Annotated in this window: 13 protein-coding genes and 1 tRNA gene; 7 read left to right on the forward strand and 7 right to left on the reverse strand. The window is 66.3% G+C overall.

Annotated elements, in window-relative coordinates; translation table 11 throughout:
• Positions 1 to 15 precede the first annotated feature (15 nt).
• The 4 genes from EOD43_RS10480 to EOD43_RS10495 all read right to left on the reverse strand — a co-directional run bounded on the left by EOD43_RS10480 (position 16) and on the right by EOD43_RS10495 (position 4,273).
• Positions 16 to 981, reverse strand: coding sequence for an AAA family ATPase (locus EOD43_RS10480; protein ID WP_127743552.1), 966 nt, complete (start codon positions 979 to 981; stop codon positions 16 to 18).
• Positions 982 to 1,081: 100 nt separating this feature from the next.
• A complete protein-coding gene (locus EOD43_RS10485) occupies positions 1,082 to 2,257 on the reverse strand; it encodes a D-alanyl-D-alanine carboxypeptidase family protein (protein ID WP_127743554.1) in 1,176 nt (391 codons plus the stop codon).
• Positions 2,254 to 3,162, reverse strand: a complete 909-nt coding sequence (locus EOD43_RS10490) for a septal ring lytic transglycosylase RlpA family protein (RefSeq protein WP_127743556.1) — start codon at positions 3,160 to 3,162, stop codon at positions 2,254 to 2,256. The genes EOD43_RS10485 and EOD43_RS10490 overlap by 4 nt, the downstream gene beginning before the upstream one ends.
• Positions 3,146 to 4,273 (reverse strand): lytic murein transglycosylase, encoded by a 1,128-nt coding sequence (locus EOD43_RS10495; RefSeq protein ID WP_240653144.1) that lies wholly within the window; start codon positions 4,271 to 4,273, stop codon positions 3,146 to 3,148. Before EOD43_RS10495 ends, EOD43_RS10490 begins: the two co-directional genes overlap by 17 nt.
• A gap of 119 nt (positions 4,274 to 4,392) precedes the next feature.
• On the opposite strand from EOD43_RS10495, the gene EOD43_RS10500 reads away from it, so the two are divergent.
• Both EOD43_RS10500 and EOD43_RS10505 read left to right on the forward strand, forming a co-directional pair.
• A tRNA-Ser gene (locus tag EOD43_RS10500) sits at positions 4,393 to 4,482 on the forward strand.
• A gap of 27 nt (positions 4,483 to 4,509) precedes the next feature.
• Positions 4,510 to 4,899 (forward strand): hypothetical protein, encoded by a 390-nt coding sequence (locus EOD43_RS10505; protein WP_127743558.1) that lies wholly within the window; start codon positions 4,510 to 4,512, stop codon positions 4,897 to 4,899.
• 53 nt (positions 4,900 to 4,952) lie between these two features.
• On the opposite strand, the gene EOD43_RS10510 is transcribed toward EOD43_RS10505, so the two are convergent.
• The gene (locus EOD43_RS10510) at positions 4,953 to 5,831 is read right to left on the reverse strand and encodes an SDR family NAD(P)-dependent oxidoreductase (RefSeq protein ID WP_127743560.1); all 879 of its coding nucleotides are present in this window, start codon (positions 5,829 to 5,831) and stop codon (positions 4,953 to 4,955) included.
• 104 nt (positions 5,832 to 5,935) lie between these two features.
• On the opposite strand from EOD43_RS10510, the gene EOD43_RS10515 reads away from it, so the two are divergent.
• The gene (locus tag EOD43_RS10515) at positions 5,936 to 6,898 is read left to right on the forward strand and encodes an aspartate carbamoyltransferase catalytic subunit (protein WP_127743562.1); all 963 of its coding nucleotides are present in this window, start codon (positions 5,936 to 5,938) and stop codon (positions 6,896 to 6,898) included.
• A complete protein-coding gene (locus EOD43_RS10520; RefSeq protein ID WP_127743564.1) occupies positions 6,895 to 8,124 on the forward strand; it encodes a dihydroorotase in 1,230 nt (409 codons plus the stop codon). Before EOD43_RS10515 ends, EOD43_RS10520 begins: the two co-directional genes overlap by 4 nt.
• 53 nt (positions 8,125 to 8,177) lie before the next feature.
• Here EOD43_RS10520 and EOD43_RS10525 read toward each other — a convergent pair whose 3' ends face one another.
• Positions 8,178 to 9,473 carry an SPOR domain-containing protein gene (locus tag EOD43_RS10525; protein ID WP_127743566.1) on the reverse strand — a complete coding sequence of 432 codons (1,296 nt, stop codon included), beginning with the start codon at positions 9,471 to 9,473 and terminating at the stop codon, positions 8,178 to 8,180.
• A gap of 162 nt (positions 9,474 to 9,635) precedes the next feature.
• On the opposite strand from EOD43_RS10525, the gene EOD43_RS10530 reads away from it, so the two are divergent.
• Both EOD43_RS10530 and EOD43_RS10535 read left to right on the forward strand, forming a co-directional pair.
• On the forward strand, positions 9,636 to 10,712 hold the full coding sequence (locus tag EOD43_RS10530) for an SPOR domain-containing protein (protein ID WP_240653145.1): 1,077 nt from the start codon (positions 9,636 to 9,638) through the stop codon (positions 10,710 to 10,712).
• A 69-nt stretch (positions 10,713 to 10,781) separates the two neighbouring features.
• Positions 10,782 to 11,093: a peptidylprolyl isomerase gene (locus EOD43_RS10535; RefSeq protein ID WP_240653146.1), complete on the forward strand. Its 312-nt coding sequence runs from the start codon at positions 10,782 to 10,784 to the stop codon at positions 11,091 to 11,093.
• On the opposite strand, the gene serB is transcribed toward EOD43_RS10535, so the two are convergent.
• Complete coding sequence (gene serB, locus EOD43_RS10540; RefSeq protein WP_127743568.1) at positions 11,090 to 11,968, reverse strand: phosphoserine phosphatase SerB; 879 nt, start codon at positions 11,966 to 11,968, stop codon at positions 11,090 to 11,092. The genes EOD43_RS10535 and serB overlap by 4 nt on opposite strands.
• On the opposite strand from serB, the gene miaA reads away from it, so the two are divergent.
• Entirely contained in the window at positions 11,961 to 12,911 is a 951-nt protein-coding gene (gene miaA, locus EOD43_RS10545; protein ID WP_127744708.1) for a tRNA (adenosine(37)-N6)-dimethylallyltransferase MiaA, read from the forward strand. The genes serB and miaA overlap by 8 nt on opposite strands.
• Positions 12,912 to 12,978: the final 67 nt, after the last annotated feature.

Below are 12,978 nucleotides of genomic sequence, written 5' to 3' on the forward strand. Positions count from 1 at the left end.
TGACAGGTGCAACCGTCAGGCCGCGAGCCGGGTCAGCAAGGTGCCGAGTTCGAACACCGTCGTCTGCGGATCGAGCGAGAGGCGAACCGCGCTGTCCCCGATCGCGCGCGCTTGTTCCCACAGCGCAATCGCGTCGGTACCGGCCTGCCCGTGGCGGCGTTTCGCCTCGGCGGCGATGCGGGCGGGAACGCGCTCCAGAAAGGCTTCGTAGCGCGGCTGCGCGGCCTTGAGGCCGAGTTTGCGAGCGAGATCGGAGCGCAGTGCGTTGGTCGGATCGCCTTTGGACGCGAGCGCATCCATCGTGGCATCGAGCGCGGCGATATCGAGGCCGGCAAAGCCCAGCGCCCGGCCGGGCGATCCCTCCCCCACCGCAACCAGCGCGTCCACTTCGGCCGTCGGCAGTTCGGGATCAGCCTCCGCTATCGCGCGCGCCATTTCGCTATCCGACAAGCGCCCGAAGCGCAGGAGGCGGCAGCGCGAGCGGATCGTCGGGAGAAGCCGGCCCGGCGCGTGGCTGACGAGCAGGAAGATCGTGCCCGCCGGCGGTTCTTCCAGATTCTTGAGCAATGCGTTGGCCGCTGGGCGCTCGAGATCGTCGATCGCGTCGATGATGACGACGCGGCGTTGCGAGAAGCTGGGCGTCGTCGCGAACATCGACTGTAGCGAACGCACCTGATCGATGCTGATCGACCGCGCCAGTTCCTCGCTCTTGTCCTTGGGGAGACGCGCGAGGATCTTCAGGTCGGGGTGCGATCCCTGCGTGACATAATTGGCGATCGGATGCGTCGTGGGCACGTCCAGCCCCGGCAACGACACCGGAGGCCCGGCCGCCTCGGCCAGCATGCGCGTGGCGGCCGCAAGGGCGAAGCGCGCCTTGCCCACGCCCTGCGGCCCCGCGAGCAGCCAGCCATGATGGATACGGCCGGAATCGAGCGCCTCACGGAAGGCGCTGATTTCCTCGCGGTGGCCGATCAGGCTCACCGTTTCCTCGTCATTGCAAAAGTAGCGAAGCAATCCATTCCGAACTGCGGAGTGGATTGCCGCGTCGCCTTCGGCTCCTCGCAATGACGAGGCATTTGGATCAAAGCCCCACCAACCCCTTGAGGTTGTTGCCCATGCGCCCGAAGAAGCCTGCCTCGCCCACGTCGCTGGCGGCGACGAGCGGCAGGGTCTGCGGCGGCAGATCGGGGCCGGTAACGACCAGATCGGCGATATGCGCGCCCGCCTTGAACGGCGCCTTGATCGGTCCCTTGTACACTACCTTGGTCTTGAGGTCCGAACCGAGGCCGGCCGGGATCGTGACCGCAAGATTCTTCGGCGCGATCAGGGCGACTTCGCGGGCGTCACCGCCCTGTACCTCGGCGACCTGGACCTTGCGGCCCTTGGCGGCGATCACCTTCGATTGCCACGCGCCGAAGCCCCAGTTCATGAAGCTGACCGACTGATCGATCCGCTGGTTGAAGCCGGTCAGGCCCGACAGAACCATGACGAGACGGCGGCCATTCTGCTCCGCCGAACCGGTGAAGCCATAACCAGCCTCCTCGGTATGGCCGGTCTTGAGGCCGTCGGCGCCCGCCACGCGGCCGAGCAGCGGATCGCGGTTCGCCTGCGTGATCGCGGCCCCCGACCCCAGCGTCTTGCCCCAGGTGAAGTTCGGGCGGCTGTAGAAGGTCTTGTAGAGCTTGGGATGCTCCTCGATCGTCCGTTCGGCCAGCGTCGCGAGGTCGCGCGCGCTGACATAGGTCACGCCGCCGTCGGGCCATCCGTTCGAGGTGCCGAAATGGCTGTTCGTCAGCCCCATTTCCTTGGCGCGGCGGTTCATCAGCGCGACGAAGGCAGGCTCGGTGCCCGAAATCCCTTCGGCCAGAACGACGCAGGCATCATTGCCGGACAGGGTGACGATGCCGAATAGCAGGTTGGCGACACTCACCTGCTCGCCCGCCGACAGGAACATAGTAGATCCAGCGGACGGGCCGTGCCACTTGCGCCACGTTTCGGGCTGGACGGTGATCATCTTGTCGAGGCTGAGTTCGCCCTTCTTCACCAGATCGAAGGCGACATAGACCGTCATCATCTTCGCCATCGACGCCGGGGGCATGCGGCGGTCGGCATCCTTCGCGTAGAGGACCGCGCCCGACGACAAATCCTTCATGAAGGCGACCGGCGCCGGCGTGTCGAACGGCGGCGCGGCGGCTTCGGCCGGCAGCGCGAGGCCGATCAGGGTCATGGAAAGCAGGGCGGTCTTGGTGCGCTTCATGGCGTCGTTCTTCCCTCCGAGGAACTCTGTGTGGCCGGAATATTCACCAGCCTCGCGTCCTGATAGCCCCGTGCTTGCACCAGCGCCAACGCGCCGTTCGCTTCATCCACAGATTTGTAAGGCCCCATCCGCACCCGCCACAGCAGGCCCGTCGCCTCGACCCGCCCGCCCAGCCCTTCGGCGACATCCTCGGCGCGTGTGCGATCGCCAAAGGCCGCGACCTGGACGAAGAGGCCGCCGACCGGGACATCGGGCGCCGGGATCGCCGCGGCAACACGCGGCGGGGCCGGACGATCGGGGCGCCGCTCTACGAAACGGGCGGAAAGCGCCGCCAGTTCGGATCGGCTCGCATAGGGGCGATCTGAGGCAGGGCGGCCCGAACGCAGCGCCAGCTTGTCGCTGTCCGACGGATAGACCCGGCGGACGCGGACGCGCGAGACGCCTGCCCGCTCGATCCCCAACAGCTGGGCGGAACGGCGCGATAGATCGATGATCCGGTTGGAAACGAACGGCCCGCGATCGTTGATGCGGACCAGGATCGTTCGCCCGGTATCGAGCGCGGTCACCTCGACATAGCTCGGCAGCGGCAGCGTCTTATGCGCGGCGCCGACGCGATCCATGTCGAACGGCTCGCCATTGGCGGTCGGCGCGCCGTGGAATTGCGCGCCATACCAGCTGGCATAGCCGACCTCGTCATAATTGGCGTCATCGGCCGGGTAATAATAGATGCCGGCGACCTGATAGGGCTTGCCGATCTTCACCGGCGTATCGGACACTGGTCCAGACGATGGCCGCCCGGCCGAGGGACGCGACGGATAGCTGCCGCGCGGCCGTTCTTTCGAGGCGCAGGCCGCGAGGAACATCAGCAGCGCGAGCGATAAAGCCCGCTTAGTTGCCAACCGCATCGCCCAGCAGCCCCACCGACAGCGCATAATAATTCGAACAGTTATAATCGAGGATCGAGCGATAATTGCTCGTCAGCAGATAGGCGGTGCGCCCCGGCCCGTCCGGCTCGATCAGCATCGTCAGCTCATCGTCCGCGGGAATGCGGCTGCCGAGCATCATCAGCCCCTTCTGCCGCCATTCGGTGACGGTCAGCCAGCGGCTGTGGCGGGCATGGACGCGCGGGCAGCGCGGCGAACTCATCAGCGGCGAGACGGCACCGCGATCGAAACCGTCGGGCACGCGCACCGCGACGCCCCAGGGCGCGCCGGGCTTCCACCCCGCATCGCTCAGATAATTGCCGATCGAGGCGAGCGCGTCGGGCTCGCTGCGCCAGATGTCGACACGCCCGTCATTGTCGCCATCGATGCCGAGCCGCAGATAGACCGACGGCAGGAATTGCGGATAGCCGGTCGCCCCGGCCCAGCTGCCCTTCAGCGTCTCGCGCGGGATGCCGCGCTGGAGCAGCAGCAGCGTGTCGATATATTCGGCCGCGAACAGATCGCGCCGCCGTCCTTCAAACGCCAATGTCGCGAGCGAACGGAGCAGATCGAAATTGCCGGTGAAGGTGCCGTAACCGGTTTCGTGGCCGTAGATCGCGAGCATGATCTGCTCTGGCACGCCCGTCTTCGTCTCGATGCTCGCCAGCAGCGGGCGCAGCCGCCCGTAGCGCGACCGGCCCATATTGATCCGCGTCGCATCGACATGGCTCGCCAGATAAGGCGCGAAATCGGGCGATGCCGAACTGCTCGACGACGAACCGGGCTGGCCGCGATCGAGGCGGATCACGCGATCATTGTAGGTCAGCGTCGGCACGACCGCATCGAACACATTGCCCGATACGCCCCGCTCGATCGCCTTGGACCGCAAGGTGCGGATGAAATTTTGCAGGGCGATATCCTGCGCGGGCACGACGGGCGCGGGCGCATCGACGACCTGGGCGGCATCATCGGTGGATGCATCGCCGGCGATCACGGTCGAAGGATCGGGTTGATCGGAAACAGGCTGAGCGTCGCCCGGACTTGCAACCAGCCAGCAGATCATCGCGGCGATCGACGCCTTCTTCAAACCCATCTTATTCCCTTCTTCACGACCTCCTCCTGCCACAGCATCGCGCGATGATGAACCCTTCGCTGTCGCGCGACTTGCACGAACGGGCGCACCGGGACTATCGGCAGCCAACCGCGCATTCCGGAAGAGTGGCCGAGCGGTTTAAGGCAGCGGTCTTGAAAACCGCCGTGGGTGCAAGCTCACCGTGGGTTCGAATCCCACCTCTTCCGCCATTTTTTCGCATTGGGGGTGTGAAAATAATGGAACTGATCTTTGAAGTGCTTTTCCAGTTTCTAGGGGAAATACTGCTTCAATTCTTCTTCGAGATCCTGGCCGAACTGGGCCTTCGCAGCCTCAAGGATTCGGTGGTCGGACGAAGAAACCCGATCCTCTCGATCATCGGATTTACCATTTGGGGTGCGATTGCCGGAGGGATCAGCCTTTGGCTGATGCCGGCGTCGCTGATCAGCGATCCCCGCTTGCGGACATTAAACCTATTCGTCACGCCGGTCGTGATCGGCGGCCTGATGATGCTGATCGGCAAAATCAGATACAGGCGAGGCCAGGATTTGGGCAGCCTGGATCGATTTGGCTATGCCTTCACCTTCGCATTCGCGATGGCGTTTGTCCGGGATATCTGGGCGGTCTAAGCCAAATGATCGCCAGCCTTCGATAAGGCGGCAGCGCACCTTTCAGTCGCACCTTAGCGAACCATTTCGATCTCATAGAGATGCACGTCGGTCGGCAACTGGTTCGCCGCCAGCGTTGCATCGAAGGCGTCGGCGATCGCGTCGGGCGTCCACGTCTCGCGCTCGATGATCGGCGCGCGGATCGCGGGGTGCGTCATCAAGCTCAGGCGAGTGCCATCGATACGCACGATCTGGCCAGTGATGCCCGCTGCGCGATCGGACAGGAGGTAGACCATCAGTGGCGCGTTGGTTTCGGGCGCGGGCATCGCGGGGCCAGCAGTACGGACCACACCCTGTTCGCGCAGATAGCTGCCCATCACGCCCGACATCGCGCTCGCGGCCATCGGCGAGATCGCGTTGACGCGGACGCCGCTTCCCGCAAGCTCCCCGGCCCAGGCATAGGTGAAGGATGCGACGGCGCCCTTGGTCGCGCCATATCCGCCCAAAGCCGTCTGCCCGGTCTGCGCGCCTGAGGTGACGTTGACGATCGCCCCCTTCCCCGCCGCCAGCATCGGTTCGATCGCGGCTCGCGCGCAGTTGAAGGTGCCGATGATGTTGACGTCGATCATCGCCCGCAGGCTTTCGAGCCTGTCCTGTTCGAGACGCGCCGGGATCATGATCGCCGCATTGTTCACCAGCCCGTCGATCGCGCCAAACGCGGCGACGCACCGTTCGATCAGCGCGGCCGCCTTTTCCGGGCGGGCGATGTCGCTCGGCTCGGCGATCGCGTCCCCGCCATCCGATCGGATCTGATCGGCGATCGCCTCCGCCGCTTCGGCATCGATATCGTTGACGACCACCCGCGCACCCGCCGCGCCCAGCGCCGTCGCATAAGCCGCGCCGATCCCGCGCCCCGCGCCTGTGACGACGATCGCCTTCCCATCCAGTCGCATCGCACTCTCCCATATATTTTGGCGGCAGATGACGCGCATCGGCGAAAGGTTTCAAGCCCGCACGGCTTGAGCTTTGGCGCGGGTGGCCCTATGGCGCGGCTTTAATGTCTGCGAACCTCCCCTGCCCCTTCCCGCATCAGCATCTGACGGGAATTTACGGGCTTATGCCGCATGAGATCGCGTTCCTGCTCGACGAAGCCGAACAGTGGATCGCCCTCAACCGAACCACCACCAAGCATGACAGCCGGCTTGCCGGCCTGACGCTGATCAACGCCTTCTTCGAAAATTCGACGCGCACGCTGCTGTCGTTCGAAATTGCGGGCAAGCGCCTGGGCGCCGACGTCGTCAACATGCAGGTCAGCCAGTCGAGCGTGAAGAAGGGCGAGACTCTGATCGACACCGCCGTCACGCTCAACGCGATGCGCGCGGACATGATCGTGGTGCGGCACCAGTCTTCGGGCGCGGTGCAGTTGCTGGCCGACAAGGTCGATTGCCCGGTGCTCAATGCGGGCGACGGACGGCATGAGCATCCGACGCAGGCTTTGCTCGACGCGCTGACGATCCGCCGCCGCAAGGGCTATATTGCCGGGCTTACGGTTGCGATCTGCGGCGACATCCTCCACAGCCGGGTCGCGCGGTCGAACATTCTCGCGCTGACCGCTTTGGGCGCCGAGGTGCGTGTGGTCGCGCCGCCGACCCTGATGCCGACTGCGATCGAGCGGATGGGCGCCAAGCCTTTCCACGATTTCGATGCAGGCCTCGACGGGGCCGACGTGGTGATGATGCTCCGCCTCCAGAACGAACGAATGGAGGGCGCCTACCTCCCCTCCCCGCGCGAATTCCACGCGCTGTACGGCCTGACGCCCGAGCGATTGGAACGCGCCGCGCCGGACGCGCTGGTGATGCATCCGGGGCCGATGAACCGCGGGGTCGAGATCGTGAGCAGCGTGGCCGATCATCCGACACGATCGGCGATCACCGAACAGGTCGAAATGGGCGTCGCGGTGCGCATGGCGTGCCTGGACGTGCTGACCCGACGACGTCGCGGTGTGGAGGGCTGGGCATGATCAAGCCGCTCGCCATCCGCAACGCGCGCATCATCGATCCGATCGCTAAATCAGATGTTTCCGGCGATATTTTGATAATCGATCGGAAGATTGCGGCGGTCGGCAGCTTCGATGCGCCCGCCGATGCCGAAACGCTCGACGCCAAGGGCGCCTATCTTGCGCCGGGCTTGGTCGACCTTGGCTGCTTCGCGATCGATATGGCGGCCTTCGCGGCCGGCGGCGTCACCCGCGTCGCCCTGATGCCCGATCAGTCGCCCGCGCTCGATCATGCCGCGCTCGTCCAGCGCGCGGCCGCGGCGGGCAAGCCTGATCTATGGGTTCACCCGATCGCCGCAGCGACCAAGGGGCTATCGGGTAACGATCTGGCAGAAATCGGGCTGATGAAGGCGGCGGGCGCCTGCTCGGTGGCAACCGGGCGGCACTGGATTGCCGATTCGGGCGTGATGTATCGCCTGCTGGCTTATGCCGCCGCGCTCGATCTGGTGGTCATCGCGCATGCCGAGGATGGCGGGCTGACCTCCGGCGCCGTCGCGACCGAAGGCGAGATGGCGACCCGCTTCGGCCTGCCCGCTGCGCCCGCGATCGCCGAAGCGATGGCCGTTGCGCGCGATATCGCGCTGGCCGAACGCACCGGCGCCGCGATCCACTTCCGTCAGCTGTCGACGGCCGCCGCCTTCGATCTGGTGCGGGCGGCCAAGGCGCGTGGCGTGCGCGTCACCTGCGGTATCTCGCCCGCATATTTCCTGCTGTCCGACATCGCGATCGGCGGCTTCCGCACCTTCGCCCGCCTCTCCCCGCCGCTGCGCGACAATGACGATGTGGCGGCGGCGGTCGCGGCGATCCGCGACGGCACGGTCGACGTCATCTGTTCGAGCCACGATCCGCTCGGCCCCGAGGCCAAGCGCCTGCCCTATGCCGACGCCGAAGCCGGTATGTCGGGCGCGGAGACTTTGCTGACGCTCTCGCTGGCGCTGGTGCGCGACGGCGTGCTCGCTCTGCCCGATCTGGTCGCCTTGCTCTCGACGGCGCCTGCGAAGCTGCTGGGCCTGCCCGGCGGCACGATCGAACCGGGCGCGGAGGCCGATCTGGTCCTGTTCGATCCCGATGCCTTCTGGAAGATCGATTCCGATCGCATGGCCGGTGCCGCGGGCAATACGCCGTTCGATGGCCTGCCGGTTCAGGGCAAGGTGCTGACCACGATCAAGGGCGGCGTGATCGTCAAATGAAAAGGGCGACCCGGTCGCCCGGATCGCCCTCCAATTTAGCGGTGGAAGCCAGATCAGGCGCGGCGCGCATCCTCGCGGCGCTGCGCCCATTCGAGCGGGCGATCATTGGCGGTGGCGCGAACGAAGCACGAACCGCCAGCCGCCTTGATACGGGTGCAGAGCTTCGCCGCCTCGGCGCGGGTGGCGATGCCGCCCACCGAGAGGCGATAGAGCGTCGCCTTGCCGACGCGATAGTCCGATCCCGACGGCGTATAGGCGGCGAGATAGCCTGCCTTGCCTGCGATACGGCCCCAGGCGGCCTCGGTCCGGTGGGCCGAGCTGAACGCGCCAAGCTGCACCGTGAAGTCACCACCGCGGCTAACGGTCGCGGTGCGCGACTTGGGCTTGCTGACCATCGCGAAGACCGGACGAGCCTTAGGGGCAGCAAGGCGGGCCGGAGCGGCCGTGCGGGCCTTTTCGATCGTCGCGACGGCCATGATCGGCGCAGGCGCAACGACGGGCTGAGCGACGGGAGCCTGTTCGGCGATAGCAACCGGCGCTGCCGGTTCGACAATAGCTTCGGGCTGCGGCGCGGCCTCGGCAAGAACCGGGGCGGGCTCGGCCGGGGTGACAGTCGGCGTAACAAGCGCGAGCGCCGTCGGCATGCCCGGATCCTGAACCGGCGCGACGCCCAGAAGGGCCGCAACCTGCTGCGCGGGATCCTGCGCGGCGGCGATCTGCGACCAGCGGCGCAGGCGATCGGGGATCTGATCGGCCGGCACATCGCGCGCGGCGGTTGCCGAGGCGGCATCCCAGCGGCCGAGCAAAGCATAGCCCAAGGCGAGGTTCTGACGCGCGCGGGCATCGGCGCCCGGTGCGCGGGCGGCGGCCTCGATCATGTCGAGGCCCGCCTCACGACGGCCGGCGAGCATCAGCGCGAGACCGGCTTCGGCATCGGCCTGATCGGCCTTGAGACCATCGAGCGTCGCAAGCGCGGCATCGGCCTTGCCCTGCGCGAGTTCGGCCAGCGCCTTGATCACGGCGATACGGCCCATCGTGGCATCAAGCGCCTGCGCGTCGCCGAACGCCGTCTCGGCCGAACCGAAGCGGCCATTGGCGAGATAGGCGCGGCCGAGCAGCGCGCGATAGTTGGCGTCCTGCGGCGCGAGGCCGACGGCGGTTTCGGCCTGTCCGAGCGCCAGAAGCGGGTTGCGGGCGAGCAGCGCATCCTGCGCGGCGCTGGCGGCCGTCGCGGCGGCGCGCGGGCCTGCCGGCTGTGAGACCGTGAGGCGCGGATGCTGTGCCGTCATCGCACAGCCCGTCGCTGCAACGCTCAAGCCCGCCATCGCGAACGCCAACCACTTGCGCATGTCAAACCCCATATTCTGCGGGCGCAATTCGCCCTCCCCACCCGCATCGCACGGCCGCCGCTAAGGAAGTGTTAACGACGTTCTTTAAGCGAATTCCTTGTCGCGAGCCGGTCATAAAGGCGCTATCACCCGGCCCTGACGGGAGATTTTGAGGCGGTGGTGATGAAGGCTTGGGCAGTCGCGGTGCTGATCGGAACGACCGCTATGGCTGGGGCCATGACGGGGCCGGCATTTGCAGGGGTCAAGGAAGGCGTCGATGCATGGCTGGCGGGCGACTATCCCAAGGCGGTTGGCGAATGGAAGGCACCTGCCGCCGCCGGTGATCCCGATGCGCAGTTCAATCTGGGGCAGGCCTACAAGCTCGGCCGCGGCGTGCCGCAGGATGCGAATGCGGCGACCGAATGGTATCGCAAGGCCGCCGCCGCCGATCACGAACAGGCGCAGGCGACTCTGGGGCTCCAGCTGTTCCAGTCGGGCAAGCGCGATGAGGCGATGACCTGGCTCAAGAAGGCCGCCGATCATGGTGAAGCGCGCGCGCAGTACGTCGTCGGCACCGCCTATTTCAACGGCGATTCGCTGCCGAAGGACTGGTCGCGCGCTTATGCCTATATGACGCGCGCCAAGGCGCAGGGCATCGGCGCGGCCAGCACCAGCTTGACCCAGATGGATCAGCTGATCCCCGAAAATCAGAAGCAGTCCGGCCTTGCGATCGCCAAGGAAATGGAGCGCACCGATCAGCTCAAGATGGTCGATCAGGGAACGGGCAGCACCCCGCTGACGATGCGCAGTTCGCGCGGCGTGGCGGGTGGGCCGACGCCGTCCGCCGTCGCCCGCACCGATGTTCCCGCCTCGGCCCCGCCGCCCGCCCCTGCCCCGACGCAGGTGGCCAGCGCCGCACCGAAGCCCGTCGTAACCGCCCCTGTGGCGCCGCCCAAGCCGGTGGCCGCTACGCCGGCGAAGCCCACACTCGCGCCTGCCGCACCGAAGCCGGCGGTCGCCGCAAGTGCCGGTGGCAAGTGGAAGATCCAGCTGGGCGCCTTCTCGACCCCCGGCGCGGCGCAGACCGCCTGGTCGAAGATCAGCAAGTCGGGCGGGCTTTCGGGCCTGACGCCCTTCTACGTGCCCAACGGCGCCATGACGCGGCTGCAGGCCGGGCCGTTCGCGACCCGCGCGGCCGCAAGCCAGGCATGCGCTGCGGCGGCCGGGGCCGTTAGCGGCTGTTTCCCTACCGGAGGGTAATCACCGCCTTAACCGATTGGCAGGGCGTCGGCGTGTAAACCGATCCGGACATCACGGATACGGATTCGCATGCTTTACGAAAAGATCAGCCCTGCTCATGCTATGGCGACGCCGTGGCGCCGGCGCCGGCTCTGCACCCTCGTCGTCGGCCATGAAAGCTCGACCGTAGCGTTGCGATCGGTTTCGGGCAGCGGCGCGCAGATCGACACGACGATCGTTCCCGCGACCGGCATGGTCGTTGAGCTTCAGCATCCCGATGCCGGCGCGATCAAGGGCCGGGTTTCGGCGATCGACGCCGATGGCATCCGGATCGATTTCGATGGCGGCGAGGCGGCAGTCGCCTTCGCGCTCAACGCCATCATCGCGGATATGACGGCCTAAGCCATCCACTCGCTGCGCTTGTAACCCTGCGCGTAAAGAAGCGCACGCAAGTCATTGTGATCAATGCGTGCCGAAGCTGCAGCGGCGGTCTTCGGCTTGGCGTGATAGGCGATCCCCAGCCCCGCCGCCTCGATCATCGGAATGTCGTTCGCGCCATCGCCAACCGCGAGGCAATCGGCCGGATCGAACCCATGCGCCGTCGCTTCGGCCAGCAGCGTCTCGCGCTTGGCCGCAGCGCCCACGATCGGGCGCGCGACCGTGCCGGTCAGCACCCCGCCCTCGATCTCCAATATGTTCGATAGCGCCCGCGTAAACCCGATCTCCTCGGCCACGCGATCGGCGAAGACGGTGAACCCGCCCGAGACGAGATAACAATCATGCCCGTTCGCGCGCATCGTGCGGACCAGCGGCTTGGCGCCGCCCATGATCACGACCCGCTCGGCATGGCAGCGATCGATCACGCTGGCGTCGAGCCCCTTGAGCAGAGCGACGCGCGCATCGAGCGCGCCTTCGAAATCGAGTTCGCCGTGCATCGCGCGTTCGGTGACGTCGGCGACCTGCGCCTTGATCCCGGCATAATCGGCGAGTTCGTCGATGCATTCGATCGTGATCATCGTCGAATCCATGTCGGCGATCAGCATCTTGCGGCGACGGCGCGCCGCCTCCTGCACCACCACGTCGGTGCCCGCGAACGCACCTTCCAGTGCGGCGCGCACGGCCACGGCATCGCCATCGAAGCCGATATCGCAGGCGACAGCATCCTCGATCCAGCCAATCGCGCCCGGCTTTGCGCCTGCGGCGGCGATCCGGTCGGCGGCGGCGGAAATATCGCCCTGCCCCAGCTTTTCCGATGCTATCAGCGTGGCGATGAACACTATCGTCTCTCCGGATCGTAAACCGGTCGCGCTTATTGCGGGGCCGACGGCCAGCGGCAAGTCCGCTCTGGCGATGAAGCTGGCCGAAATCGCGAACGGCGTGGTGATCAATGCCGATGCATCACAGGTCTATGCCGATCTGCGCGTGCTGTCCGCCCGGCCGAGTGCTGAGGACGAAACGCGCGTGCCGCACCGCCTGTTCGGCTATCGTGACGCGGCTGAAGCCTGTTCGGCAGCGGATTGGGCGGCTGATGCCCGCGGAGCGATCGCCGAAGCGCACGCGGAAGGGCGACTGCCCGTGCTCGTCGGCGGCACTGGCCTTTATATCCGCACATTGCTGTCCGGAATTGCGCCGATCCCCGAGATCGATCCTGCGATCCGCGCGGAGGTGCGCGCGCGATCCGTCGCCGAAAACTATGCCGCTTTGTCGATCGAAGATCCGGTGATGGCCGATCGATTGCGCCCGAGCGACACGACCCGGATCGCCCGCGCGCTCGAGGTTATGCGATCAACCCGAGAATCGATTAGCCAATGGCAAGAGAGGCTTGAGGGTGGAATCTCGAATGATATCTCACTCGCTCCAGCTGTCCTCCTGCCGCCCCGTGAATGGCTCCGCGCGCGGTGTGATGTGCGGTTCGAGGTGATGCTGAAGCAGGGCGCAGTCGAGGAGGTCGACAGGCTGATGGCGCGCGGGCTCGACCCCGCCCTTCCCGCGATGCGCGCGATCGGCGTGCCTGAAATCGCGGCGTGGCAGGCGGGCGAAATCGACTACGATACGATGCTCGACCGCGCCCAGGCCGCGACCCGCCAATATGCCAAGCGGCAGTTCAACTGGTTCCGGAACCAAGTGCCGCCGGATTGGCAGCGTGTGGAGGCGCAACTGGATGACAATTTGATCGATCAAATCGCAATTAAATTACGCAATGATGTGTTGACACATTAGTTTATTATCCCTAGGTCGCGCCTCCCGGATGCGGTAAACGCCGCGTCTCCTGATGTTTTTGAGCGTG

Source organism: Sphingomonas crocodyli (assembly GCF_004005865.1).
Lineage (GTDB): Bacteria > Pseudomonadota > Alphaproteobacteria > Sphingomonadales > Sphingomonadaceae > Rhizorhabdus > Rhizorhabdus crocodyli.